The sequence below is a fragment of the Pseudomonas sp. BF-RE-21 genome (assembly GCF_019947305.1).
Lineage (GTDB): Bacteria > Pseudomonadota > Gammaproteobacteria > Pseudomonadales > Pseudomonadaceae > Aquipseudomonas > Aquipseudomonas migulae.
The window spans coordinates 284,149-307,506 of record NZ_JAGYGF010000002.1 but is presented as its reverse complement, the minus strand read 5'-3'; the positions used below and the strand labels follow the sequence as shown (position 1 = coordinate 307,506).

At 60.2% G+C, this 23,358-nt stretch carries 24 protein-coding genes; 12 read left to right on the top strand and 12 right to left on the bottom strand.

What is annotated here, in order from left to right; genetic code table 11:
• Positions 1-40 precede the first annotated feature (40 nt).
• A complete protein-coding gene (locus tag KGB25_RS03000) occupies positions 41-1,567 on the top strand; it encodes a SulP family inorganic anion transporter (protein WP_207285019.1) in 1,527 nt (508 codons plus the stop codon).
• Positions 1,568-1,667: 100 nt separating this feature from the next.
• Here the strand turns inward: KGB25_RS03000 and KGB25_RS02995 are convergent, their stop codons facing one another.
• A complete protein-coding gene (locus tag KGB25_RS02995; RefSeq protein WP_008027703.1) occupies positions 1,668-2,318 on the bottom strand; it encodes a hypothetical protein in 651 nt (216 codons plus the stop codon).
• Positions 2,319-2,689: 371 nt separating this feature from the next.
• On the opposite strand from KGB25_RS02995, the gene coxB reads away from it, so the two are divergent.
• From coxB to KGB25_RS02975, 4 genes are all read left to right on the top strand, one after another.
• Entirely contained in the window at positions 2,690-3,817 is a 1,128-nt protein-coding gene (coxB, locus tag KGB25_RS02990; RefSeq protein WP_008027701.1) for a cytochrome c oxidase subunit II, read from the top strand.
• 82 nt (positions 3,818-3,899) lie between these two features.
• Positions 3,900-5,492: a cytochrome c oxidase subunit I gene (ctaD, locus tag KGB25_RS02985; protein ID WP_008044690.1), complete on the top strand. Its 1,593-nt coding sequence runs from the start codon at positions 3,900-3,902 to the stop codon at positions 5,490-5,492.
• A gap of 114 nt (positions 5,493-5,606) precedes the next feature.
• Entirely contained in the window at positions 5,607-6,158 is a 552-nt protein-coding gene (locus KGB25_RS02980; protein ID WP_008027696.1) for a cytochrome c oxidase assembly protein, read from the top strand.
• Positions 6,159-6,183: 25 nt separating this feature from the next.
• Complete coding sequence (locus tag KGB25_RS02975) at positions 6,184-7,071, top strand: cytochrome c oxidase subunit 3 (RefSeq protein WP_008027694.1); 888 nt, start codon at positions 6,184-6,186, stop codon at positions 7,069-7,071.
• A gap of 11 nt (positions 7,072-7,082) precedes the next feature.
• Here the strand turns inward: KGB25_RS02975 and KGB25_RS02970 are convergent, their stop codons facing one another.
• Positions 7,083-7,286: a twin transmembrane helix small protein gene (locus KGB25_RS02970; RefSeq protein ID WP_008027692.1), complete on the bottom strand. Its 204-nt coding sequence runs from the start codon at positions 7,284-7,286 to the stop codon at positions 7,083-7,085.
• 70 nt (positions 7,287-7,356) lie between these two features.
• Between KGB25_RS02970 and KGB25_RS02965 the strand changes: the two genes are divergently transcribed.
• Genes KGB25_RS02965 through KGB25_RS02945 form a run of 5 tightly spaced genes read left to right on the top strand, consistent with a single transcriptional unit; the run spans position 7,357 to position 11,259 of the window.
• Positions 7,357-8,097: an SURF1 family protein gene (locus tag KGB25_RS02965; protein WP_192228115.1), complete on the top strand. Its 741-nt coding sequence runs from the start codon at positions 7,357-7,359 to the stop codon at positions 8,095-8,097.
• Positions 8,063-8,656, top strand: a complete 594-nt coding sequence (locus tag KGB25_RS02960) for a hypothetical protein (protein WP_008027689.1) — start codon at positions 8,063-8,065, stop codon at positions 8,654-8,656. Before KGB25_RS02965 ends, KGB25_RS02960 begins: the two co-directional genes overlap by 35 nt.
• 10 nt (positions 8,657-8,666) lie before the next feature.
• The gene (locus KGB25_RS02955; protein WP_192417858.1) at positions 8,667-9,740 is read left to right on the top strand and encodes a COX15/CtaA family protein; all 1,074 of its coding nucleotides are present in this window, start codon (positions 8,667-8,669) and stop codon (positions 9,738-9,740) included.
• Complete coding sequence (gene cyoE, locus KGB25_RS02950; protein ID WP_008027686.1) at positions 9,728-10,627, top strand: heme o synthase; 900 nt, start codon at positions 9,728-9,730, stop codon at positions 10,625-10,627. Before KGB25_RS02955 ends, cyoE begins: the two co-directional genes overlap by 13 nt.
• Positions 10,624-11,259 (top strand): SCO family protein, encoded by a 636-nt coding sequence (locus KGB25_RS02945; protein ID WP_008027684.1) that lies wholly within the window; start codon positions 10,624-10,626, stop codon positions 11,257-11,259. Before cyoE ends, KGB25_RS02945 begins: the two co-directional genes overlap by 4 nt.
• A 151-nt stretch (positions 11,260-11,410) precedes the next feature.
• Here the strand turns inward: KGB25_RS02945 and KGB25_RS02940 are convergent, their stop codons facing one another.
• The 7 genes from KGB25_RS02940 to zur form a co-directional block, all read right to left on the bottom strand.
• Positions 11,411-12,181, bottom strand: a complete 771-nt coding sequence (locus KGB25_RS02940; RefSeq protein WP_223434191.1) for a MetQ/NlpA family ABC transporter substrate-binding protein — start codon at positions 12,179-12,181, stop codon at positions 11,411-11,413.
• Between the two features lie 87 nt (positions 12,182-12,268).
• Positions 12,269-12,943 carry a methionine ABC transporter permease gene (locus KGB25_RS02935; protein WP_008027679.1) on the bottom strand — a complete coding sequence of 225 codons (675 nt, stop codon included), beginning with the start codon at positions 12,941-12,943 and terminating at the stop codon, positions 12,269-12,271.
• Positions 12,943-13,950, bottom strand: a complete 1,008-nt coding sequence (locus KGB25_RS02930) for a methionine ABC transporter ATP-binding protein (protein WP_223434190.1) — start codon at positions 13,948-13,950, stop codon at positions 12,943-12,945. Before KGB25_RS02930 ends, KGB25_RS02935 begins: the two co-directional genes overlap by 1 nt.
• Positions 13,951-14,160: 210 nt before the next feature.
• Positions 14,161-14,877 carry a PA5502 family lipoprotein gene (locus KGB25_RS02925; protein WP_008027675.1) on the bottom strand — a complete coding sequence of 239 codons (717 nt, stop codon included), beginning with the start codon at positions 14,875-14,877 and terminating at the stop codon, positions 14,161-14,163.
• A gap of 37 nt (positions 14,878-14,914) precedes the next feature.
• Positions 14,915-15,703, bottom strand: coding sequence for a zinc ABC transporter permease subunit ZnuB (znuB, locus tag KGB25_RS02920; protein ID WP_008027673.1), 789 nt, complete (start codon positions 15,701-15,703; stop codon positions 14,915-14,917).
• Positions 15,696-16,481, bottom strand: a complete 786-nt coding sequence (gene znuC / locus KGB25_RS02915; RefSeq protein ID WP_008027671.1) for a zinc ABC transporter ATP-binding protein ZnuC — start codon at positions 16,479-16,481, stop codon at positions 15,696-15,698. The genes znuB and znuC overlap by 8 nt, the downstream gene beginning before the upstream one ends.
• Positions 16,481-16,963 (bottom strand): zinc uptake transcriptional repressor Zur, encoded by a 483-nt coding sequence (zur, locus tag KGB25_RS02910; protein WP_008027669.1) that lies wholly within the window; start codon positions 16,961-16,963, stop codon positions 16,481-16,483. Before zur ends, znuC begins: the two co-directional genes overlap by 1 nt.
• A 66-nt stretch (positions 16,964-17,029) precedes the next feature.
• Here zur and KGB25_RS02905 point away from each other — a divergent pair, with 66 nt between their 5' ends.
• On the top strand, positions 17,030-17,950 hold the full coding sequence (locus KGB25_RS02905) for a zinc ABC transporter substrate-binding protein ZnuA (protein ID WP_008044699.1): 921 nt from the start codon (positions 17,030-17,032) through the stop codon (positions 17,948-17,950).
• A gap of 116 nt (positions 17,951-18,066) precedes the next feature.
• Here the strand turns inward: KGB25_RS02905 and KGB25_RS02900 are convergent, their stop codons facing one another.
• Both KGB25_RS02900 and KGB25_RS02895 read right to left on the bottom strand, forming a co-directional pair.
• A complete protein-coding gene (locus tag KGB25_RS02900; protein ID WP_192417852.1) occupies positions 18,067-19,017 on the bottom strand; it encodes a homoserine kinase in 951 nt (316 codons plus the stop codon).
• Between the two features lie 58 nt (positions 19,018-19,075).
• Positions 19,076-19,363 (bottom strand): DUF2782 domain-containing protein, encoded by a 288-nt coding sequence (locus KGB25_RS02895; protein ID WP_008027663.1) that lies wholly within the window; start codon positions 19,361-19,363, stop codon positions 19,076-19,078.
• Positions 19,364-19,437: 74 nt separating this feature from the next.
• On the opposite strand from KGB25_RS02895, the gene polA reads away from it, so the two are divergent.
• A complete protein-coding gene (gene polA, locus KGB25_RS02890; RefSeq protein ID WP_192228119.1) occupies positions 19,438-22,209 on the top strand; it encodes a DNA polymerase I in 2,772 nt (923 codons plus the stop codon).
• 378 nt (positions 22,210-22,587) lie between these two features.
• Here polA and yihA read toward each other — a convergent pair whose 3' ends face one another.
• Positions 22,588-23,232, bottom strand: a complete 645-nt coding sequence (gene yihA / locus KGB25_RS02885) for a ribosome biogenesis GTP-binding protein YihA/YsxC (protein WP_008044703.1) — start codon at positions 23,230-23,232, stop codon at positions 22,588-22,590.
• Positions 23,233-23,358 lie beyond the last annotated feature (126 nt).

Below are 23,358 nucleotides of genomic sequence, written 5' to 3'. Positions count from 1 at the left end.
CGGCCTTGCCATGCCTGAAGAAAACTTCGGGAGAATCACCATGCGTGCAGCGCAACTCAAAGCTGTTCTGCCACGGGAGCTGCTCGCTTCAGTGGTCGTGTTTCTGGTCGCCCTGCCCTTGTGCATGGGCATCGCCATCGCCTCGGGCCTGCCACCCGCCAAAGGCCTGATCACCGGGATCGTCGGTGGTCTGGTGGTGGGCTGGCTTGCCGGTTCGCCACTGCAAGTCAGTGGTCCGGCGGCCGGGTTGGCCGTTCTGGTATTCGAACTGGTGCGCCAGCACGGCATCGCCATGCTTGGGCCGATCCTGCTACTGGCGGGTTTCCTGCAACTGGTGGCCGGGCGCTTGAAGCTGGGCTGCTGGTTTCGAGTGACGGCGCCGGCGGTGGTCTACGGCATGCTGGCCGGGATTGGCGTGTTGATCGTGTTATCACAGGTGCATGTGATGCTCGACTCGGTGCCGAAACCTTCCGGGCTGGATAACCTGGCCGCCTTCCCCGCTGCCGTGGCTCAAGCCTTGCCTTCTTTTGGATGGCAGGCCGGCTTGCTCGGGCTCGCAACGATTGCGGTGATGTGGCTGTGGGAAAAACTCCGCCCACATTCCCTGCGCTTCATTCCGGGAGCACTACTGGGCGTAGGTCTGGCGACGGTCGCCAGCCTGATGCTCGCCTTGCAGGTCAAACGGGTGGAAGTCCCGGCCAATCTGGCGGAAGCCATCGACTGGCTGAAACCCGAAGACTTGCTCAACCTGGCCGACCCGACCTTGCTGATCGCCGCCTTCGCCGTGGCCTTCATCGCCAGTGCCGAAACCCTGCTGTCGGCCGCAGCGGTAGACCGCATGCACAGCGGTCAACGCTCGGACTTTGACCGGGAATTGTCGGCTCAGGGTGTGGGCAACATGCTCTGCGGCCTGCTCGGTGCGCTGCCGATGACCGGCGTGATCGTGCGCAGTTCGGCCAACGTGCAGGCCGGCGCCACCACCCGAATGTCGACGATATTCCATGGCCTGTGGCTGCTGGCGTTCGTGTTGCTGCTGTCGAGCGTGCTGCAAAGCATTCCCGTGGCGAGCCTGGCGGGTGTGTTGGTTTACACCGGTTTCAAATTGGTGGACCTGAAAGCCTTTCGCAGCCTGGGCCGATACGGCCGGATGCCGATGTTCACTTACGCGGCGACAGCGCTGGCGATCATCTTTACCGATCTGTTGACGGGCGTGCTGATCGGTTTCGGTCTGACGCTGGCGAAACTGGCGTGGAAGGCCTCACGATTGAAAATCAGCCTGATCGATCTGCCCAAGGACGGTGAGATGGAATTACGACTGATCGGGGCGGCGACCTTTCTCAAGGTACCGGCACTGACTCAGGTGCTGGGGACCATCCCCGCCGGCGCGACGGTGCATGTGCCGCTCAATAACCTGAGCTACATCGATCATTCGTGCCTGGAATTGCTTGAGGAATGGGGGCGGGCCAATGCGGCCAAGGGTTCAACGCTGTTGATTGAGGCGCGGGGGTTGAAGCGTAGATTGGAAGGGCGGTTGCGAACCACCGCCGGAGTAGGCTCCACCGCCTAACCTTGTAGGAGCCAGCTTGCTGGCGATGAACGATAACGTGGTCTGTCAGATAAACCGCGTTTTCGTTCATCGCCAGCAAGCTGGCTCCTACAGAAGAGGATTAGGCGGCGGGTTGGTCCAGCTCAAGACCTACGCCCAGCCGGCGCGACATGCATGGCCAGCGTTTCCAAGCAGCGCCGGTATCCGGGCTGCTGAGCTTCGCGCGGTAGGCTTCGACCGACTCCAGCGCAAAGCTTTCATCGTCGAGCATGTTATCCACCGCGTGGTGCACCACTTCATCCAGTTGGTTGGCAAATTCCTCACCGATCAGTTGGTGAGCGATCAGGTTGGCGACAGTCATGTCCAAGGGGATCAGTGGCTGGCCAAAATGCTTGATGTACAGGTCGTTGACCTCTTCGACAAACCGATGCGCCAGATAGGCCTCGTCCAGCAGGCTGTCCAGTCCGACGTGCCCTGCCATGATTTCTGGCGGCTGAAGGAAGTATTGCTCGGCAATTTTCAGCACCGGTTTGATCTGTGACTCGATACCCGCTTCCCTGGCGACTTCATTGGCTGCATCCAGCAGATCAGGAACTTCATCGATATAGGCGGCTACAAAACGTGTCAGCACGCCATTGGCATCCGCCTCCGGCAGTTGGATCGATGGGTGTAGATGAGGCAGTTTGCTTTCCAGCTGACGTGTCAGCAGGCCGGTCTCGGCTTCATGTTGTTGGGCTTTTTGGATCTGCTCGCGCAATGCGGCGGTGTTCATGAAAACTCCAGGAAACAAAGGCAATGAAATAGGGAAGACATAACTTAGCTGGCATCCAAAATCTGCTAAGACGCATTTGTCATAAATATTTCATCCTTGAGACGTCAAAGTTATATCGATGTGCCACCACTCCTCTGCATCCTTCTCCATTCGTGACCTAGAACGCAAGTCCCAGCTGTTTCAGATGATTTACGCCCTCACATTGCGAGGTAGCAGTCGCTGTCTATACTCGGGTTGGAATGGAGTTAGCTGATGACGTCCGACTGCACACGCAGCAAGACCCGGCGATTCAAGTTCGTAGTCTGAAAATGCCGCTCCCTTGCCGCAGGTGAAAGCCGGCGGGATAACAAGAACGATAAGGGGAACCCGCAATGATGCGACATCCACACGTCTGGATGGGCCTCCTGTTGTGGTCGATTTTCAGTCAGGCACAAGCGGCCTGGACTGTGAATATGGCGCCGGGAGCGACTGAAATCAGTCACGCAGTATTTGACCTGCACATGACCATTTTCTGGATCTGTGTAGTGATCGGCATCATCGTCTTCGGCGCCATGTTCTGGTCGATGATCCTCCACCGCCGCTCGACCGGGCAGGTGGCCGCCAAGTTTCATGAAAGCACTACCGTCGAAATCCTCTGGACCATCGTGCCCTTCATCATTTTGGTGGCCATGGCGGTACCGGCGACAGCGACCCTGATCAAGATGTACGACGCCAGTGAGCCGGATATCGATATCCAGGTCACCGGCTATCAGTGGAAGTGGCACTACAAATACCTGGGCCAGGACGTCGAGTTCTTCAGCAACCTGGCCACTCCTGCCGACCAGATCCACAACAAGGAAGCCAAGGGCGAGCACTACTTGCTTGAGGTCGACAAGCCGCTGGTGCTGCCGATCGGCGCCAAGGTGCGCTTCCTGGTGACCTCCGCCGACGTCATCCACTCCTGGTGGGTGCCGGCCTTCGCGGTCAAGCGCGATGCGATCCCGGGGTTCGTCAACGAAGCCTGGACCCGCGTCGACAAGCCCGGCCTCTATCGTGGCCAATGCGCCGAGTTGTGCGGCAAGGACCACGGCTTCATGCCGATCGTGGTCGAGGTCAAGGAAAAGGCCGATTACGAAAAATGGCTGGGCGAGCGCAAGGCCGAGGCTGCGCAACTCAAAGAACTGACCAGCAAGGAATGGACCCTCGACGAGCTCAAGGAGCGCGGCGACAAGGTCTATCACACCACTTGCGTGGCCTGTCACCAGGCCGAAGGCCAGGGCCTGCCGCCGATGTTCCCGGCGCTCAAGGGCTCGAAAATCGCCACCGGACCGATCAAGGATCACTTGGGCATTGTCTTCCACGGCAAGCCTGGCACCGCCATGGCGGCGTTCGGCAAGCAGCTGTCGGAAGTCGATATCGCAGCGGTCGTGACCTACGAACGTAACGCCTGGGGCAATAACAAAGGCGACATGGTCACGCCTAAAGAAGTGCTGGAGCTGAAACAGGCGGAAAGCAAATGACCCGGTCTATTGCGTACACCAGCAACCGGTCGGGGCTCTGCGCCCCGGCCCGCCCAGCCTCTCTGTTTGCAGGAGACATGAAATGACGGCTGTCATCGATGACCCTGTCCATACCCATACCGAGCATGCCCACGGCCCTGCCAAAGGCCTGATGCGCTGGGTGCTGACCACCAACCACAAGGATATCGGCACGCTGTACCTGTGGTTCGCGTTCTCCATGTTCCTCTTGGGCGGTTCGTTCGCGATGGTGATTCGCGCCGAACTGTTCCAGCCGGGGTTGCAGATCGTCCAGCCGGAGTTCTTCAACCAGATGACCACCATGCACGGTCTGGTGATGGTCTTCGGTGCGGTGATGCCGGCCTTCGTCGGCCTCGCCAACTGGATGGTCCCGCTGATGATCGGCGCGCCAGACATGGCGCTGCCACGGATGAACAACTTCAGTTTCTGGCTGCTGCCGGCGGCGTTCCTGCTGTTGGTGTCGACCCTGTTCACCCCCGGTGGCGGGCCGAACTTCGGCTGGACGTTCTACGCGCCGCTATCAACGACCTATGCGCCGGAAAGCGTGACGTTCTTCATCTTTGCCATCCACTTGATGGGGATCAGTTCGATCATGGGCGCGATCAACGTGATCGCCACCATCCTCAACCTGCGCGCCCCCGGCATGACGTTGATGAAAATGCCGCTGTTCGTCTGGACCTGGCTGATCACCGCGTTCCTGCTGATCGCGGTGATGCCGGTACTGGCCGGTTGCGTGACGATGATGCTGATGGACATCCACTTCGGCACCAGCTTCTTCAGTGCTGCCGGTGGCGGTGATCCGGTGTTGTTCCAGCATGTGTTCTGGTTCTTCGGTCACCCGGAGGTGTACATCATGATCCTGCCGGCCTTCGGTGCCGTCAGCTCGATCATCCCGGCATTTTCGCGCAAGCCGCTGTTCGGCTACACCTCGATGGTCTATGCCACGGCATCTATTGCGTTCCTGTCCTTTATCGTCTGGGCGCACCACATGTTCGTGGTGGGCATTCCGCTGGTGGGCGAGCTGTTCTTCATGTACGCCACGCTGCTGATCGCGGTGCCGACCGGGGTGAAGGTGTTCAACTGGGCCAGCACCATGTGGCAAGGCTCGCTGACCTTCGAGACACCGATGCTGTTTGCCGTGGCGTTCGTGATCCTGTTCTCCATCGGCGGCTTCTCCGGGTTGATGCTGGCCATCGCCCCGGCGGACTTCCAGTACCAGGACACCTACTTCGTGGTCGCGCACTTCCACTACGTACTGGTGCCGGGGGCAATCTTCGGGATCTTCGCGTCGGCCTACTACTGGATGCCGAAATGGACCGGCCACATGTACGACGAAACCCTCGGCAAGCTGCACTTCTGGCTGTCGTTCATCGGCATGAACATGGCCTTCTTCCCGATGCACTTCGTGGGACTGGCAGGCATGCCGCGGCGGATTCCGGACTACAACCTGCAATTCGCTGACTTCAACATGGTGTCGTCGATCGGTGCGTTCATGTTCGGCGCCACGCAGATCTTCTTCCTGTTCATCGTGATCAAGACCATCCGCGGCGGCCCGCCAGCACCGGCCAAACCGTGGGATGGCGCGGAAGGCCTGGAGTGGAGCATCCCGTCACCGGCGCCGTATCACACGTTCACCACGCCGCCGGAAGTGAAATGAACATCACCCTTGTAGGAGCCAGCTTGCTGGCGATGAATTCCACGCGGTGTGCCAGACACACCGCCATCGCTGGCAAGCCAGCTCCTACAGGGTTTTGTGCGGAGGTTGGAAACCATGGCTGATTCTGTTTCGATGAAAAAACTGGTCACCCGCCTGTTGCTGGTGGTGGTGGCGATGTTTGTCTTCGGCTTTGCCCTGGTGCCGATCTACGACGTGATGTGCAAGGCGTTCGGCATCAACGGCAAGACCGCCGGGCAATACGAAGGCGAACAAACCGTCGATACCTCGCGGCAGGTCCGCGTGCAGTTTCTGTCGACCAACTCTGCTGACATGTCCTGGGATTTCTACCCCAAGAGCGATGAGTTGACGGCCAACCCAGGGGCGGTCAACGAGATGATCTTCATCGCCCACAACCCGACCGACCGGCCGATGAGCGCGCAAGCGGTGCCGAGCATCGCGCCGAGCAACGCGGCGGCGTATTTCCACAAGACCGAATGTTTCTGCTTTACCCAGCAAGTGCTGCAGCCCGGTCAACGGATCGAGATGCCGGTACGTTTCATCGTTGACCGCGACATGCCCAAGGAAGTGAAGCACCTGACGCTGTCCTACACGCTGTTCGATATCACCGCCCGACATCCACCGGTGGCTGTAAATACTGGCGGCTGAGCGTGCCCGATAAGGAGAACAATAAATGGCAACTCATGAGCACTATTACGTACCGGCCCAAAGCAAATGGCCGATCATCGCCACGGTCGGGATGTTCATCACCGTGTACGGCCTGGCCACCTGGTTCAACGATCTGAAAGCGGCGCGGCCGGAATCCCACGGCCCGTTGATCTTTTTCGTCGGTGGCCTGCTGCTGGCGTACATGCTGTTCGGCTGGTTCGGCACGGTGATCAAGGAAAGTCGCAGCGGTTTGTACAGCGCGCAGATGGATCGCTCGTTCCGCTGGGGCATGAGCTGGTTCATTTTCTCGGAGGTGATGTTCTTCATCGCCTTTTTCGGTGCGCTGTTTTACGTGCGCCACGTGTCCGGACCGGCACTTGGTGGCGAAGGCACCAAAGGCCTCGCCCACATGCTGTGGCCTGCCTTCCAGTGGACCTGGCCGCTGCTGAACAACCCGGACTCCAAACTCTTTGTGCCCCCGAAGGAAGTCATCAGCCCCTGGGGCCTGCCGTTGCTCAATACCGTGTTGCTGGTGAGTTCCAGCGTCACGATAACCATCGCCCACCACGCCTTGAGAAAGGGCCATCGCGGCGCGTTGAAAATCTGGCTGGCGATCACCGTGTTGCTGGGCTGCGCGTTCCTCGGCTTCCAGGCCGAAGAGTACATCCACGCCTACCACGAACTGGGCCTGACCCTGGGCTCGGGCATCTACGGCGCGACCTTCTTCATGCTCACCGGATTCCACGGCGCCCACGTAACCATCGGCACCATCATTTTGTTTGTGATGCTGATGCGAATCCTGCGCGGACACTTCGATAACGAGCACCAATTTGGATTCGAGGCAGCGAGCTGGTATTGGCACTTCGTGGATGTCGTGTGGATCGGGTTGTTCATTTTCGTCTACGTGTTGTAGGAGCCAGTAAGTTACCAAGGCGCAGTAGAGACCAACTGGCCGCTGAAAAAACCCCAGGCGATCAAGCCGACGGTAACAGCGGCCAGGGCAACACGGACACTCAAGGCAATGACGAGGCGGTTCGAGCTGCTGTCGTCCTTGACCAGAAAAAACAGGCCGCTGAACAGGCTGACAACCGTGGCAATCAGCATCAGGACGATGGCTGCTTTGAGCATGGTGGGACTCCGGGGGACAGGCGATGCACTTGAGTATAGCTATCGCGACCAATGACTTTCTGGCGACGCCATGAAGCGCTTTCGGCCGGGCATCGTGCCGACGCTGGTGGTCGCCCTCCTGCTGCCGCTGCTGGTGTCGCTCGGCTTCTGGCAACTGGGCCGTGGCGCAGAGAAAAGCGCGCTGCTGCACACCTACGCCGAACGCCGTGCCGCCGAACCGATGGCCAGCACCGAACTGCCACACACCGAGGATCCGGCCTTTCGCCGGGTTCGCCTGCACGGCCAGTTCGACGCCGCGCACAGTCTGCTGCTGGATAACCGTCAACGCGACGGCAAGGTTGGCGTGGAGCTGCTGCAACCGTTTCAGGATCAGGCGACCGGGCTCTGGTTGCTGGTCAATCGCGGCTGGCTGCCGTGGCCGGACCGGCGGACACCGCCGCAATTCACCACACCCGCCCAGGCATTGAGTCTCGATGCCTGGGTCTACGTTTCCCCCGGCGCGACGTTTCAATTGCACGCTGACCCGGACAGCACAACCTGGCCGCAGCTGATCACAGCGGTCGAGCCGACCAGGCTCTGGTCGGCTCTGGACCGTGAAGGGTTTGCCTACGAATTACGCGCAGAAAACAGCCTCGCAACCTACCGGGCCGACTGGCCGATCGTTGCCACAGGGCCGGAAAAACACATCGCTTATGCCGTGCAGTGGTTCGCCATGTCGATCGCCCTGCTCGGCCTTTTTATCTACCTCGGCTGGCACAACGCAAAGGAGAAACACCATGGGAGCGGCCATGAATCCACCCAGCATGTCTGAAGCGAAAACGCCGGCGAACCGGCGCAAGGGTCGCTTGCAGCTGTTACTGATCCTGCTCGTGGTGATCGGCCCGATGATCCTCGCCACCGGCATGTACAAACTGAATTTCTGGGTGCCGGAAGGCCGCAGCTATCACGGCGAACTGATCGGCAACGGCCAGACCCGCGCCGACCTTGGCGTGCAGGCGCAGGAAGAGCGCTGGCAACTACTGGTCACGGCACCGAAGGCGTGTGCAGTGGACTGCCAGCAACTGGTGTATCTGGCACGGCAAATCCAGATCGGCCTCGGTCGCGATGCGTCCCGCGCCAGTCATGCCATCGCCACCGCGCAGCCGCTGAACAGCGATTACGAGACTAAACTTCAACGCGAGTACCCGCAGTTGCAGCGGTATTCCCTGGACCTGCCGACCTACACCAAAGGCGCTCAGAGCAATGACACGCCGCACCTGTGGATCATCGACCCCCACGGCAATCTGGTACTGCGCTACGACCCGACGGTGAAGGGCAAGGACTTGCTCAACGACCTGCGCCATCTGCTGAAACTGTCGAACATCGGATAAGGGCATCGTCATGGCCAAACCTGGATTTCGCCTCGCGCTGTTTGCCACCTTGCTGGCACTGATTGTGGTGCTGCTCGGCGCCTACACCCGCCTGACCCACGCCGGTCTCGGCTGCCCGGACTGGCCGGGGTGCTACGGCTTTATCAGCGTGCCGAAAAGCGAAGCCCAACTGGCGCATGCCGAACTGCACTTTCCCGATGCACCCGTCGAAGCGCACAAGGGCTGGAACGAGATGGTCCACCGTTACTTTGCCGGCACGCTGGGGCTGTTGATCTCGGTGCTGGCCGGTCGCGCGTGGGTGCATCGTCGTCATCCGGGGCAACCGGTGAAGCTGCCGTTGTTCCTGTTGGCGGTGGTGATTGCCCAAGCAGCGTTCGGCATGTGGACGGTGACGCTCAAGCTTTGGCCGCAAGTGGTGACGGGGCATTTGCTCGGTGGGTTCGCGACGTTGAGCCTGTTGTTTCTCCTGACCCTGCGCCTGTCCGGCGTGCTACCTGCACTGACCGTACCCCGGCGCTTGCAGTACTGGGCGACGGCCGGGTTGTTGCTGGTCATCCTGCAAATCGCCCTCGGCGGATGGGTCAGCTCCAACTACGCGGCGGTGGCCTGCATCGACTTCCCAACCTGCCACGGGCAATGGCTGCCACCGGCGGACTTCGCCAACGGCTTTCACCTGACCCAACACATCGGCCCCAATTACCTGGGCGGGCAGCTCGACAGCGATGCTCGCACGGCGATTCACCTGACTCACCGTATCGGCGCGCTGTTGGTGACAGTGGTGCTGCTCGGCCTCGCATGGCAACTGAAAGTCGTCGGCATGACGCGCCTGGCCGGGCTGGTGCTGATTGCCCTCGCCGCACAAATCACCCTCGGTATCAGCAACGTGCTGTTCCACCTGCCGCTGCCGGTGGCCGTCGCGCATAACGCCGGTGGTGCAGCGCTGCTGCTGACGATGGTGCTGGTCAATTATCACGCGCGAACCAGTCTGGTTCGGGTCAAGCAACCGACACGCTGGCGGTTCAGCCCGCGTAAACATTCAGCCGGGCCCATAACAATAAAAGGAGAGATGCCATGGCGACTCTGATCGGCGCACGTCACAACCAGGCGATCTGGCGTGACTACCTGGAGCTGACCAAGCCGAAAGTGGTGGTGCTGATGCTCATCACCTCGCTGGTCGGCATGTTCCTCGCGACCCGCGCCGGGGTGCCATGGACCGTGCTGGTGTTCGGCAATCTGGGGATCGCCTTGTGTGCCGGCGGTGCGGCGGCGGTGAATCATGTAGTGGACCGACGCATCGACGCGGTGATGGCGCGAACCCACAAACGCCCCTTGGCCGAAGGCCGGGTCTCACCGACGGCGGCGCTGACGTTCGCATTGGTGCTGGCGGTGCTGGGCCAGGCGTTGCTGCTGGCCTTCACCAACCCGCTGACCGCTTGGCTGACCCTCGCCTCCTTGCTCGGTTACGCCGTGGTCTACACCGGTTTCCTCAAACGCGCGACGCCGCAGAACATTGTCATCGGCGGTCTCGCCGGTGCCGCCCCGCCGCTGCTCGGCTGGACCGCCGCCACCGGCCACATCAGCGCCGAACCGTTGTTGCTGGTGCTGATCATCTTCGCCTGGACCCCGCCGCACTTCTGGGCGCTGGCGATTCACCGCAAAGAGGAATACGCCAAGGCCGACATTCCGATGCTGCCGGTAACCCACGGCGAGCACTACACCAAGATTCACATCCTGCTCTATACCTTCGCGCTGCTGGCCGTGAGCCTGATGCCGTATGTGATCCACATGAGCGGCATGCTTTACCTGATTTGTGCGTTGGGACTGGGCGCAAGGTTTCTGCAATGGGCCGTGGTGCTGTACCGTGGCACTCGACCGCACGCGGCGATCAACACGTTCAAGTACTCTATTTACTACTTGTTCCTGCTGTTTATCGCGCTGCTCGTAGACCACTACCTACTGTTGAACCTATGACTCGAACCCAGAAAACCGTCTTCATCCTTGTTGCCCTGATCGCACTGGTTCTGGGGCTGACCATCAATAAAGTGCTGTCCGGCAAAGGCCAGGGCGACCCGACCGCGTTGATCGACGCCGGGATCATCCTGTTGCCGCAAAGCCGTAACCTGCCGGACGTGACGATGACCGATCAGGACGGCAAACCGGTGGCGGTCAACGCGCTGAAAGACAAGTGGAGCCTGCTGTTCTTCGGCTACACCTTCTGCCCGGACATCTGCCCCACCACCCTCGCCCAACTACGCCAGATCAAGAGCGAACTGCCGCCGGAGGCTGTGGATAAATTGCAGATCGTGCTGGTCAGCGTCGACCCGAACCGCGACACCCCCAAGCAGCTCAAGCAATACCTGGGCTACTTCGATCCGCAGTTCCAGGGCCTGACGGCGACGTCGGTGGAAGACATTCAGAAACTGGCCAACGCGGTGAGCATTCCGTTCATTCCGGCGGACACCAGCAAACCGAATTACACGGTTGATCACAGCGGCAACCTCGCGGTGATCGGGCCGGACGGGACACAGCGCGGGTTTATCCGGGCGCCGTTGAACAACGCGAAGCTGGTGGCGCAATTGCCCGTAATGCTCAACCGTAAATAAACACCGCGCCCCTGTAGGAGCCAGGCTTGCCGGCGAAGGCGATCTCTCGGACGCCTTCGCCGGCAAGCCTGGCTCCTACAGGGGGCGTGTGTTTCGGGCAAAAAAAAATGGGGCGCATTCAATGCGCCCCATTTTTCGTTACAGCGTCAGATCAGAACGCCGGCACCACAGCGCCTTTGTACTTCTCGAGAATGAAGGCTTTCACTTCCGGGCTATGCAGCGCGGCAACCAGTTTCTTCATGTCTTCGCTGTCCTTGTCGTCCGGGCGGGCAACGAGGATGTTCACGTACGGCGAGTCGCTGCCTTCGATGACCAGCGCATCCTTGGCCGGATCAAGCTTGGCTTCCAGCGCATAGTTGGTGTTGATCAACGCCAGGTCGACCTGGGTCAGCACGCGCGGGATGGTCGCGGCTTCCAGTTCGCGGAATTTCAGGTCCTTGGCGTTCTCGGTGATGTCCTTGACGGTCGACAGGATGTTATTCGAATCCTTCAACTTGATCACACCAGCCTTGGCCAGCAGCAGCAAGGCGCGGCCGCCGTTGGTGGCATCGTTCGGGATCACCACGGTGGCGCCGCCCGGCAGTTCGGTCAGTGCCTTGTACTTGCTGGAATAAGCACCCAGCGGTTCCAGGTGTACACCGGCTACGGAAACCAGATTAGTGCCCTTGGCCTTGTTGAACTCATCGAGGTATGGCTGGTGCTGGAAGAAGTTGGCGTCCAGACGCTTTTCCGCCACTTGCACGTTCGGCTGAATGTAATCAGTGAAGACTTTGACCTTCAGGTCCACGCCTTCTTTGGCCAGGGCCGGTTTCACGAATTCGAGGATTTCTGCGTGCGGGACCGGGGTGGCCGCAACGGTCAGGGTGTCGGCGTGGGCAGAAAAGGCTGCAACGGCAGCGAACGCGACGAGTAGTTTTTTCATTCAGCTAACTCCTTGTGAATATCCGCTTGCGGCGCCTGTTTGCGGCGCCTGTTTGCGGCGCCCGCCAGCGAAGGGCCTGCTCATAAATTATTTGCGCGAGAAGTGTACGACCAACTTGTCGCCAACCGTTTGCAGCACTTGAACCAACACCAGCAGTAACACCACCGTGACGACCATCACGTCAGTCTGGAAACGCTGGTATCCGAAACGGATCGCCAGGTCACCCAGACCACCGGCGCCAACCACACCGGCCATCGCCGTGTAGGACACCAGTGTAATAGCTGTCACCGTAATCGCCGCGAAGATGCCCGGGCGGGCTTCCGGCAGCAAGGCATTGGTGATGATCTGACGTGTCGTCGCGCCCATGGCCTGGGTCGCTTCGATGATGCCGCGATCCACTTCACGCAAGGCGGTTTCCACCAGACGCGCGAAGAACGGCGTGGCACCGACCACCAGCGGCGGAATCGCACCGGCGACACCCAGAGAAGTGCCGGTGATCAACACGGTGAACGGGATCATCACAATCAGCAAAATGATGAAGGGCAATGAACGCAGGATGTTCACCACCAGCGACAACATCGCGTATACGCCTTTGGCTTCCAGCAACTGACGCGGGCTGCAGAGAAACAACAGCACGCCCAGCGGCAGGCCCAGCAAAACGGTGAACAGCAGCGAACCGCCGAGCATCAGCAGGGTGTCGCCGGTGGCCAGCCAGATTTCGAACCAATCGATGTTGGCGAAAAACGTTGTCAGAGCTTCCATTAACGAAGCACCTCCATATGAACGTCAGCTGCGGTGAAGCGGGCAAACGCCGCCTCCATGTCGCCGCCGGTGACCGCCAAGGTCAGTTGCCCATAGGGGATGTCTTTGATGCGGTCGATACGACCGGCCAGGATGCTGTAGTCCACGCCCGTTTCCCGCGCGACGGTTCCCAGCAATGGCGCGTAGGTCGCTTCGCCCTGGAAGGTCAGACGTACGATACGGCCCGGCACGTGAGCAAAGTCGTCGCGCTGTTCGCTTTCGTCGATCTGCTCGTCTTCTTGCACGAAGCGTTTAGTAGTCGGGTGTTTCGGGTGCAGGAACACTTCAGCGACCGAACCTTGCTCGACGATCACGCCAGCGTCCATCACGGCCACCTGGTCGCACACGCGACGGATCACGTCCATCTCGTGGGTGATCAGGACAATGGTCAGTTTCAGTTCGCGGTTGATCTCGGCCAGCAGTTGCAGGACCGACGCCGTGGTCTGCGGGTCCAGTGCACTGGTGGCTTCATCGCACAGCAGGATTTTCGGCTTGGTCGCCAGTGCGCGGGCAATGCCGACACGCTGCTTCTGGCCGCCCGACAACTGCGCCGGGTACTTTTTGGCGTGGTCGGACAAACCTACCCGCGCCAGCAACTCGGCGACACGCTGGTCGATCTCGCCACGTGACAGTTCACCGGCGAGGGTCAGCGGCAGCGCGACGTTGTCGGCCACGGTCTTGGAAGCCAGCAGGTTGAAGTGCTGGAAAATCATCCCGACCTGCTGACGAAAGCGCCGCAAGCCGTTGGCGTCGAGCGCCGTGACTTCTTCGCCGTCGACGATGATCTTGCCGCCACTGGAGTTCTCCAGGCGATTGATCAGACGCAGCAGGGTACTTTTTCCCGCACCGGAATGACCGATCAGGCCAAAAACCTGACCGTTCTCAATCGACAGACTGGTCGGGTGCAGGGCGGGAATATCCTTACCGGCGACGCGGTAGGTTTTGTGGACGTTTTGAAACTCGATCACGTAGCGAACCTTGTGGGGCGCGTTGAAAAAGGATCAGCGGTTAGCCGGGCGCGCATTTTAGCCTGTCCGTATAGAGGTTATTAGCATTTATTCCGCATTCAACCTTTCATTTGGCAATAACGAACGCGTGGCGGACGCCTTCGCCGGCAAGCCGGTCTCGCTCCCACAGGGACAGCAACTCTGTGGGAGCGAGCCTGCTCGCGATGCTTTTTAGGGTTTACGCGGACTCAAGACCATCTGCGCCGGAACATTGCGCAGGATCTGCTTCTCCAGATTCAGGTCAAACCCCGAATCCAGCTTCTTTACCCGCTTGGTCAATAACGTCGCCAGCCACGGGTAGTCCTGCGTGCGCGGCGCCTGAATGCTCACGTCACATTGGTAATTCACCACATCGGCGGCGATCGCATCCAGTTGCCGGCGAAGTTTGCTCATATCGGTGAGGTTCAACGCGACGGTGGTGCTTTCAGCGGTCGGATCAATCACTTTTGCCTGAGGTTTAGCCTCGGCAGCCAACAGCGCCGCTTCAGCTTTGTCGAGCTCTGCCTTGCGTGCGTTGACGATGGCGTTGTTGACCCCTCCGGTCAACGCCGGCGCCTTGGGCATCAACGCCCGCGCACGGCTCAGTGCGGTCGCCGCAGCATTCACATCGCCTTTTTGCAGCACGATCTGGCTGCGTTGCAGATAGGCCTCGGCGAGTTGCCGTTGGTATTGCACAAGGGACGGGTCGTTTGGCGACTCAGCCTGCAAGGCAGCCAATTGATCTTCGGCAGTGGCCAGTTCGCTGCTGGCGAGGCTTTGCTCGAGCTGTGCGATGGCCGTGGCCCGCGCATCAGTGGCCTCGGTGGCCGCCGGTGGCGTGCTTTGGCATGCACCCAGTAGCAGCGAAAATGCGACAAGGAGCAGATAACGGGAGGCGAACGGCTTCATTCCTGCGACTCTCTATTTGCGCAAAAAACGAGCAAGTCTACACCCCTCGACGGGGCAGGACAAAACTCAGCAGAAACAGTGCGGCGGCCGTCACAACAATCGATGGGCCCGCCGGGGTGTCCTTGAACCAGGACAACGCCAACCCGCCACACACGGCGAGCATGCCCAGCAGGCTCGCGCCCAGCGCCATCTGTTCCGGCGACTTGGCGTGACGTTGTGCCGCAGCCGCAGGGATGATCAACAGCGACGTAATCAGCAACACACCGACGATTTTCATCGCCACCGCGATCACCACGGCGATCAGCAACATCAGGGTCAGGCGCAGCGCCGGCACGGGCAGACCTTCCACCCTCGCCAGCTCTTCATGCACTGTGATCGCCAGCAATGGCCGCCACAATGTCACCAGCAAGGCCATGACAGCGGCGCTGCCACCGAGAATCCAGGCCAGATCGGTCGGGCTGATCGCCAGCAAGTCGCCGAACAGATAGGCCATCAGGTCGATCCGCACTTCGTGCATGAAGCTTAGTACGACAAGGCCCAAAGAGAGCGTGCTCGGTGCGAGAATTCCCAAAAGCGTGTCGGACGCCAGCGGCTGACGCTGTTGCAACGTCACCAGCAACACGGCCAACAGCAAACAGCCGACGGTGACCGCCACCGTCGGACTGACATCCAGCAGGAAGCCCAACGCCACGCCGAGCAAGGCGGCGTGGGACAGGGTGTCGCCGAAATAGGCCATGCGCCGCCAGACCACGAACGAACCCAACGGGCCCGCCACCAGCGCCAGAGCCAGACCTGCAAGCAGGGCGTAGAGCAGAAAATCAGCCATGCTTGCAGCTATCTCCGTGAACGTGAGGTTGGGCCGACGGGGCCGCGCTGACGACCGAACCATGCAGATCATGGGCGTGGTCGTGATGGTGGTGATAAATCGCCAGGCTTTGTGCGTTCTTTCCGAACAGCTCGACGAAAGCGGGATCACCGCTGACTTGCTCGGGATGGCCGGAACAGCAGACGTGACGGTTGAGGCAGACCACTTGATCGGTGGTGCTCATGACCAGATGCAAATCGTGGGAAACCATCAACACGCCGCAGCCGTGACGATCACGCAGACGGGTGATCAGGCTATAGAGTTCGGCCTGCCCCGCTACGTCGACGCCTTGCACCGGCTCATCAAGGACCAGCAGTTCCGGCTCGCGCAATAGCGCCCGAGCCAGCAGCACGCGCTGCATTTCACCGCCGGAAACACTTTGCACCGGGCTGTCGATCACCTGTTCGGCGCCGACCTCCTTGAGGGCCGCCAAGGCACGAGCACGGTCCACGCCGGGCACCAGACGCAGAAAGCGCAGCACCGACAGCGGCAGCGTCGGATCGACGTGAAGTTTTTGCGGCATGTAGCCAACGCGCAGTTTCGGCTTGCGCCACACGCTGCCGCTGTCCGGCTTCAACAGGCCGAGCACCGCCCGCACAAGGGTGGTCTTGCCGGCGCCATTGGGGCCGATCAGGGTGACGATCTGCCCCGGCTCGACGCTCAGCTCAATGTTATCCAGCACGCTTTGCCCGGCAAACGTGACGGCAACCTGCTCGAGGCGGATCAACGCGTTGCTCATCAAGCCCCCTGGCAACCCGAGCAGAGGCCGACCACTTCAACGGTCTGGCCTTCGACGACGAACCCGACATCCTTGGCGCTGGTGATGATCGCGTCGCTGATGGATTTTTGCTCAAGCTCGATGGCGGCATGGCATTCGCGGCAGATCAGGAACTGGCCCTGGTGCGCGTGTTCCGGGTGATTGCAGCCGACGAAGGCGTTCAGCGAGGAGATGCGGTGCACAAGGCCGTTTTCCAGCAGGAAATCCAGCGCGCGGTACACGGTCGGCGGCGCAGCGCGGCGGCCGTCCTGCTCGCTGAGTACCGCAAGAATGTCGTAGGCACCCAGCGGTTTATGGCTTTGCCACACCAGTTCCAGCACCCGCCGACGCAAGGCAGTCAGGCGCAAGCCTTGCCGAGCGCACAGGGCATCGGCCTCAGACAGTGCGCTATGCACGCAATGAGAGTGGTCGTGGGGACGGCTGGCAATCGGTGTTTTAGGCATGAGCGGCGACGAGTTTTGTGAGAGACGTTATTATGTTACCCGTTCTCGCCTCTTTGAGTGGTCATCGTGTCCCGACTTTTTTCTATCTTTGTCGCATTTGTCGCCAGTTTTCTGTTGATCAGTTCTGCCCAGGCCGAAGTCAAAGTCCTCACCAGCATCAAGCCGCTGCAGCTGATTGCCGCTGCGGTGCAAGACGGTGTGGCGATTCCGGAAGTGCTGCTGCCGCCGGGAGCCTCGCCGCATAACTATGCGTTGCGCCCGTCCGACGTACGGAAGGTGCAATCGGTGGACCTGGTTTACTGGATCGGACCGGACATGGAAGGTTTCCTGCCTCGCGTGCTGAACGGTCGTACACTGCCGAGCGTTGCCGTGCAGGATCTGCCGGGGCTGAAATTGCGTCGTTTCGCCGAAGACAGTCACTCCCACGCAGAAGAAGCCGACGAACATGATCACGATCACCGCCCGGGCAGCCTGGATGCGCATTTGTGGTTATCGCCGATCAACGCTCGCGTGATCGCGACGAAAATGGCCGCTGATTTGAGCGCTGCCGATCCGGCCAACGCAGCGCGCTATCAGAGCAATCTGAAGGCGTTCGATGAACGTCTCGACGCGCTGGACCTGCGCTTGAAGGCACGACTGGCGGGCATCGCGGGCAAACCGTACTTTGTGTTCCATGAAGCGTTCGACTACTTCGAAGAGGCTTACGGTCTGAAGCACGCGGGCGTATTCAGCGTCGCCGCCGAAGTCCAGCCGGGTGCCCAGCACGTGTCGGCAATGCGCACGCGGTTGCAGGAAGTGGGCAAGACTTGTGTGTTCAGCGAGCCGCCATTGCGGCCGCGACTGGCGGAAACACTGGTGGCGGGTTTGCCGGTGAAACTGGCGGAGCTGGATGCGCTGGGCGGGTACACGCCGGCGACTGCTCAGGGGTATGAGCAGGTGCTGGAGAAGTTGGGGAATGATTTGGCGGGGTGTCTGGAGTCATTGTAATTCCAGAATTGCGGCGCCCCATTCGCGGGCAAGCCTCGCTCCTACGGAGTTTGTGCCGTTCGCAGATGTTGTGAACGACACAAATCCTGTAGGAGCGAGGCTTGCCCGCGAAGCTTTTAGAGGGCGAAAGGTAGCGGGGTGTTGACCTTCTGCCGCTGCGCCAACCGCTGCTGAAACTCCATCGGATCGTGAATCAACACGTCCTGCCCGGCGAAAGACTCCGCGGCAATCAACCGCGACAGCCAGAATCGCACACACGCCACGCGCAGCATGGTCGGCCACAACTCCGCCTCGGCAGCAGTGAATGGCCGCAACGCTGCATACGCCCCCAGCAACGCCCGCGCCCGCGGTCCGTCAATCAGACCGTCGTCATCCGAACACCAGTCATTCAAGGCAATCGCTACGTCGTAGAGCATCGGCCCCGAGCACGCGTTGTAGAAGTCGATCAACCCGGTCAGGTGCGTGCCTTCGAACATCGCGTTATCGCGGAACAGATCCGCGTGGATGTTGGCCCGTGGCAACGCCAGAATTTTCTCTTTTTGCTGCGTGATTTCATCCAGCGCCCGTTGCAGCAGATCACTCTGCTCGGCATTCAGGTGCGACAGCAGTTGCGTGCCCTCTTCCAGCATCCAGTCCAGGCCGCGATCGGTTTTGCGCTTGATCATGTTGGCCTGGGTCGCCAGGTGCAGATGGCCGAGCAACTCGCCCACCTGAGCGCAATGTTGCGCGTTGGCTTCCTTGATGTGCTTGCCCGCCAGACGCGGTTGCAGCAGCGCAGGCTTGCCGGCCAGTTCGCGCAGGGCGACGCCATCGGTGGTGCGCAAGGCGTAAGGCACCGGCAGGTCGGCTTCATGCAGCACGTCCAGCAGCTCGATGAAGAACGGCATCTCCTGAACCGGACCGCGCTCGACCAGGGTCAGGACAAATTCGCCCTGCTCCAGGCTGATAAAGAAGTTGGTGTTTTCGCTACCGGCAGCAATCCCCTGAAAATCAAGCAGGCGGCCGAGCCCGTAAGGGGCGAGAAAGGTTTCCAGCTCAGGCCGAGCCAGCGGGGTGAACACAGACATGTTTTAACTGCCAGTACGGGCGCCGCAAATGGCGGCACCGATTAAAATTAAGGACGACTTACCACTTAAATATTTCCCACGCCGGGATCAGCATATCCGGGTAGTCCGAGCGAATGAAGTTACCTTCCGAGCCATCCGCGCGCACCAGGAAATAAGGTTTGCCACCTTTCGGCGTGACCTTGATGGCATACAGAAAACCATTTTGCCGATATTCCTGAATGGTTTTATCCCCTTCCGTGCGGATCGTGACATCCGGGTCTGGCGAAGGTGCGTCATCCGCCGCCATCACGGCCAATGGTGCAATTGCAAACAAGCCAGCCAGCAACAGGCGATTTAGTGTGCGCATGATAACCTTGTCCCTTTGTCGTCAACGGTCCCGCTATTCTAGCGCCGGACCCGCCGAAAAGGTTGATCCTGCTCATGAGCCAAGCCCCCCTCGTCCTGGTGGACGGTTCTTCTTACCTGTACCGCGCCTTTCACGCCCTGCCGCCGCTGACCACTTCCAAAGGTCTGCCGACCGGAGCGGTCAAAGGCGTGCTGAACATGCTCAAGAGTCTGCGCAAGCAGTACCCGGACAGTCCGTTCGCCGTGGTGTTCGACGCCAAGGGTGGGACGTTTCGCGATGACATGTACGCCGAATACAAGGCCAATCGCCCGAGCATGCCCGACGACATGCGCGTACAGATCGAGCCGCTGCACCAAAGCGTGATCGCGCTGGGCTTCCCGCTGCTGTGCGTCGAAGGCGTCGAGGCCGATGACGTGATCGGCACCCTGGCCCGCAGCAGCGCGGCGGCCGACCGCCCGGTGATCATCTCCACCGGCGACAAGGACATGGCGCAACTGGTCGACGGCCACATTACCTTGGTCAACACCATGACCGGTAGCAGCATGGACGTGGAGGGCGTGAAGGAGAAATTCGGCGTCGCTCCCGAGCAGATCATCGATTATCTGGCACTGATGGGCGATTCTTCCGACAACATTCCGGGCGTTCCAGGCATTGGTCCGAAGACGGCTTCCGGCCTGCTCGTAGGCGTAAACGGCGGCCTGACCGAGCTGTATGCACAGCTCGACATCGTCCCGACCCTGCCGATTCGCGGTGCGAAAACCCTGCCGGCCAAGCTCGAAGAGCACAAGGAGATGGCCTTCCTCTCCTATCAGTTGGCGACGATCAAGATCGACGTGCCGCTGGACATCGGCCTTGATGACCTGCAAATGGGCAAGCCGGATCACGACAAGCTCGCCGAGCTCTACACCCTGCTCGAGTTCAAAAGCTGGTTTGAAGAAAACCAGCGCGACGCCAAGCGCTCCGGTCAGGAAGTCACCGCGCCGGTGGCTGAGGAAGCCGCCGTCGAGAGCGAACTCAAATACACCACGATCCTCACCCAGGCCGATTTCGACCTGTGGCTGAAGAAGCTCAACGACGCCAAGCTGATCGCCTTCGATACCGAAACCACCGGCATCGATGCGCAGCAGGCGCAACTGGTCGGCCTGTCGTTCGCCGTACAGGCCAACGAAGCGGCCTACATTCCACTGACCCATTCCTACATGGGCGTACCGGATCAACTGGATCGCGACACCGTGCTGCGCGCACTGAAACCGATCCTGGAAGACCCGAACAAACTCAAGGTCGGCCAGCACGCCAAGTTCGACATGAACATCCTGGCCAACTGCGCCATCGGTGGCGATCAGAGCTGCGGCATCACCGTGCAAGGCATCGCCTTCGACACCATGCTCGAATCCTACGTACTGGACTCGACCGCGACCCGCCACGACATGGACAGCCTGGCGCTCAAGTACCTGAATCACACCACCACCAGCTTCCAGGACATCGCCGGCAAAGGCGCCAAGCAGCTGACCTTTGACCAGATCTCCCTGGAACTGGCCGGACCGTACGCCGCCGAAGACGCCGACGTGACGCTGCGCCTGCATCAAACCCTGCAGGAAAAGCTCAACGCGATTCCGAGCCTGAGCAAAGTCCTGAGCGACATTGAAATGCCGCTGGTGCCGGTGCTCGCACGGATCGAGCGTCAGGGCGCGCTGGTCGACGCCAACCTGCTGGGCATCCAGAGCGTGGAGTTGGGCGAGAAGATGGTCGCGCTGGAGCGTGAGGCATTTGCCATCGCCGGCGAGGAATTCAACCTCGGCTCGCCGAAGCAATTGGGCGTGATCCTGTACGAAAAACTCGGCTTGCCGATCCTCAGCAAAACCGCCAAGGGTCAGGCTTCCACTGCCGAAGCGGTGCTGGCGGAACTGGCCGAGCAGGATTACCCGCTGCCCAAAGTGCTGATGCAGTACCGCTCGATGAGCAAACTGAAAAGCACCTACACCGACCGCCTGCCGGAGCAAATCAACCCGCGCACCGGGCGGATTCACACGTCTTATCATCAGGCTGTCGCAGCGACCGGGCGTTTGTCGTCCAGCGATCCGAACCTGCAGAACATTCCGATCCGCACCGCCGAAGGTCGGCGGATCCGTCAGGCGTTCGTGGCGCCTAAAGGCTACAAGCTGCTGGCCGCCGACTACTCGCAAATCGAACTGCGCATCATGGCTCACCTGGCCAAGGACGAAGGTTTGCTGCACGCCTTCCGCAATGACCTGGACGTGCACAAAGCCACGGCCGCCGAAGTGTTCGGCGTCGAGTTGGCAGAGGTCACCACTGATCAGCGTCGTAGCGCCAAAGCCATCAACTTCGGTTTGATCTACGGCATGAGCGCGTTTGGCCTGGCCAAGCAGATCGGCGTGGACCGCAAACAGTCCCAGGCGTACATCGACCGCTATTTCGCCCGCTACCCAGGCGTCCTGGAATACATGGAGCGCACCCGCGCCCAGGCGGCCGAGCAAGGTTTTGTCGAGACCATCTTCGGTCGTCGTCTGTACCTGCCGGAAATCAACGCGAAAAACCCGGCCCTGCGCAAAGGCGCCGAACGCACGGCGATCAACGCACCGATGCAAGGCACTGCGGCAGACATCATCAAGAAAGCCATGGTGGCGGTGGATAACTGGCTGACGTCGTCAGGCCTCGACGCCAAAGTCATCCTGCAGGTGCACGATGAATTGGTGCTTGAGGTGCGTGAAGACCTGGTCGATCAGGTTCGCGAGGAAATTCGCGTGCACATGAGCGACGCTGCGAAGCTGGATGTACCGCTTCTGGTCGAGGTGGGCGTAGGAAATAACTGGGATGAGGCTCACTGATCTACTGTAGGAGCGAGCCTGCTCGCGATGAACTGACAAGCAACGCGTTCATTCAGGATGAACGCGTTATCGTTAACGACCATCGCGAGCAGGCTCGCTCCTACAGGGTATTTCGCTGCGGCATAGTGCCGCGGCAGAAGGGACGAAGAGCGCTTATTTCTGATAGCGAGCCGGCTTATTTCAAATGGTTTTGGAAACACCGGAACTAAACCTGTGAAGCGCCACTCAGAGTTACTGAATGGCTGGTGAAGCCCTTCGATGCTCCTATGTTGTGTTAAGTGTTGGCAGATAATCTGGACCCCGCCCTAGCGGTCCGGAACTTGAACCCCGGAACTTCCCCCTCCCCATAAGAAGTCCGGGGTTTTTTTTGCCTGAGATTTATTGCTCGACGGGTTCAGCGCCCTTGTCCGCCAGCTCCATCCAGCCTGCCAGTACTGTGTAGGCCTCTTCCAGACCGAGGCGTTTTGGCGCCGAGAACAGCTGAATGGTGATCGCATCGCCCCAGCCTTTGCGGATATCCGACTGCACCTTGAGCAGGACGTTCTTCGCTGCGCCGTAGGTCAATTTGTCCGCTTTGGTCAGCAGAATGTGCATCGGCATGCCGCTGGCCACGGCCCAATCGAGCATTAGCAGGTCGAAGTCGGTCATTGGATGACGGATGTCCATCATCAGAATCAGACCTTTCAAACTCTCGCGACCACCCAGATAAGCTTCCAGGTGACGCTGCCAGTGCAGCTTCAACGGGATAGGTACTTTCGCGTAACCGTACCCCGGCAGGTCGACCAGACGCCGATCATCGTCTAGCTTGAAGAAGTTCAAGAGTTGCGTGCGACCCGGGGTTTTCGAGGTCCGCGCCAGGCTGGCATGCGTCAGGGTGTTCAAAGCGCTGGATTTACCGGCGTTGGAACGCCCGGCGAAGGCCACTTCGAAGCCTTCGTCGTCGGGACATTGGTCGACTTTGGCAGCGCTGAGCATGAAGGTGGACTGTTGGCACAGGCCGAGGATGGGGTTCTTGAGTTGCATGGGATTTCCGATGTGGGCGGCGCCGGGAATGGACGCGGCAAGCGGTGTCGTTTCCGTTTCAGTGACGCCAGTATATAATGCCGCAGATTTTGTGTGCGCTTTGTCCCAGCGTAGGATGAAGTTCAC

What these genes read in the sequence shown, in the direction of transcription:
- KGB25_RS03000 (WP_207285019.1), top strand. Translation starts at nt 41, where the DNA reads ATGCGTGCAGCGCAACTCAAAGCTGTTCTGCCACGGGAGCTGCTCGCT.
- KGB25_RS02995 (WP_008027703.1), bottom strand. Translation starts at nt 2,318, where the DNA reads ATGAACACCGCCGCATTGCGCGAGCAGATCCAAAAAGCCCAACAACAT.
- coxB (WP_008027701.1), top strand. Translation starts at nt 2,690, where the DNA reads ATGATGCGACATCCACACGTCTGGATGGGCCTCCTGTTGTGGTCGATT.
- ctaD (WP_008044690.1), top strand. Translation starts at nt 3,900, where the DNA reads ATGACGGCTGTCATCGATGACCCTGTCCATACCCATACCGAGCATGCC.
- KGB25_RS02980 (WP_008027696.1), top strand. Translation starts at nt 5,607, where the DNA reads ATGGCTGATTCTGTTTCGATGAAAAAACTGGTCACCCGCCTGTTGCTG.
- KGB25_RS02975 (WP_008027694.1), top strand. Translation starts at nt 6,184, where the DNA reads ATGGCAACTCATGAGCACTATTACGTACCGGCCCAAAGCAAATGGCCG.
- KGB25_RS02970 (WP_008027692.1), bottom strand. Translation starts at nt 7,286, where the DNA reads ATGCTCAAAGCAGCCATCGTCCTGATGCTGATTGCCACGGTTGTCAGC.
- KGB25_RS02965 (WP_192228115.1), top strand. Translation starts at nt 7,357, where the DNA reads ATGAAGCGCTTTCGGCCGGGCATCGTGCCGACGCTGGTGGTCGCCCTC.
- KGB25_RS02960 (WP_008027689.1), top strand. Translation starts at nt 8,063, where the DNA reads ATGGGAGCGGCCATGAATCCACCCAGCATGTCTGAAGCGAAAACGCCG.
- KGB25_RS02955 (WP_192417858.1), top strand. Translation starts at nt 8,667, where the DNA reads ATGGCCAAACCTGGATTTCGCCTCGCGCTGTTTGCCACCTTGCTGGCA.
- cyoE (WP_008027686.1), top strand. Translation starts at nt 9,728, where the DNA reads ATGGCGACTCTGATCGGCGCACGTCACAACCAGGCGATCTGGCGTGAC.
- KGB25_RS02945 (WP_008027684.1), top strand. Translation starts at nt 10,624, where the DNA reads ATGACTCGAACCCAGAAAACCGTCTTCATCCTTGTTGCCCTGATCGCA.
- KGB25_RS02940 (WP_223434191.1), bottom strand. Translation starts at nt 12,181, where the DNA reads ATGAAAAAACTACTCGTCGCGTTCGCTGCCGTTGCAGCCTTTTCTGCC.
- KGB25_RS02935 (WP_008027679.1), bottom strand. Translation starts at nt 12,943, where the DNA reads ATGGAAGCTCTGACAACGTTTTTCGCCAACATCGATTGGTTCGAAATC.
- KGB25_RS02925 (WP_008027675.1), bottom strand. Translation starts at nt 14,877, where the DNA reads ATGAAGCCGTTCGCCTCCCGTTATCTGCTCCTTGTCGCATTTTCGCTG.
- znuB (WP_008027673.1), bottom strand. Translation starts at nt 15,703, where the DNA reads ATGGCTGATTTTCTGCTCTACGCCCTGCTTGCAGGTCTGGCTCTGGCG.
- znuC (WP_008027671.1), bottom strand. Translation starts at nt 16,481, where the DNA reads ATGAGCAACGCGTTGATCCGCCTCGAGCAGGTTGCCGTCACGTTTGCC.
- zur (WP_008027669.1), bottom strand. Translation starts at nt 16,963, where the DNA reads ATGCCTAAAACACCGATTGCCAGCCGTCCCCACGACCACTCTCATTGC.
- KGB25_RS02900 (WP_192417852.1), bottom strand. Translation starts at nt 19,017, where the DNA reads ATGTCTGTGTTCACCCCGCTGGCTCGGCCTGAGCTGGAAACCTTTCTC.
- KGB25_RS02895 (WP_008027663.1), bottom strand. Translation starts at nt 19,363, where the DNA reads ATGCGCACACTAAATCGCCTGTTGCTGGCTGGCTTGTTTGCAATTGCA.
- polA (WP_192228119.1), top strand. Translation starts at nt 19,438, where the DNA reads ATGAGCCAAGCCCCCCTCGTCCTGGTGGACGGTTCTTCTTACCTGTAC.
- yihA (WP_008044703.1), bottom strand. Translation starts at nt 23,232, where the DNA reads ATGCAACTCAAGAACCCCATCCTCGGCCTGTGCCAACAGTCCACCTTC.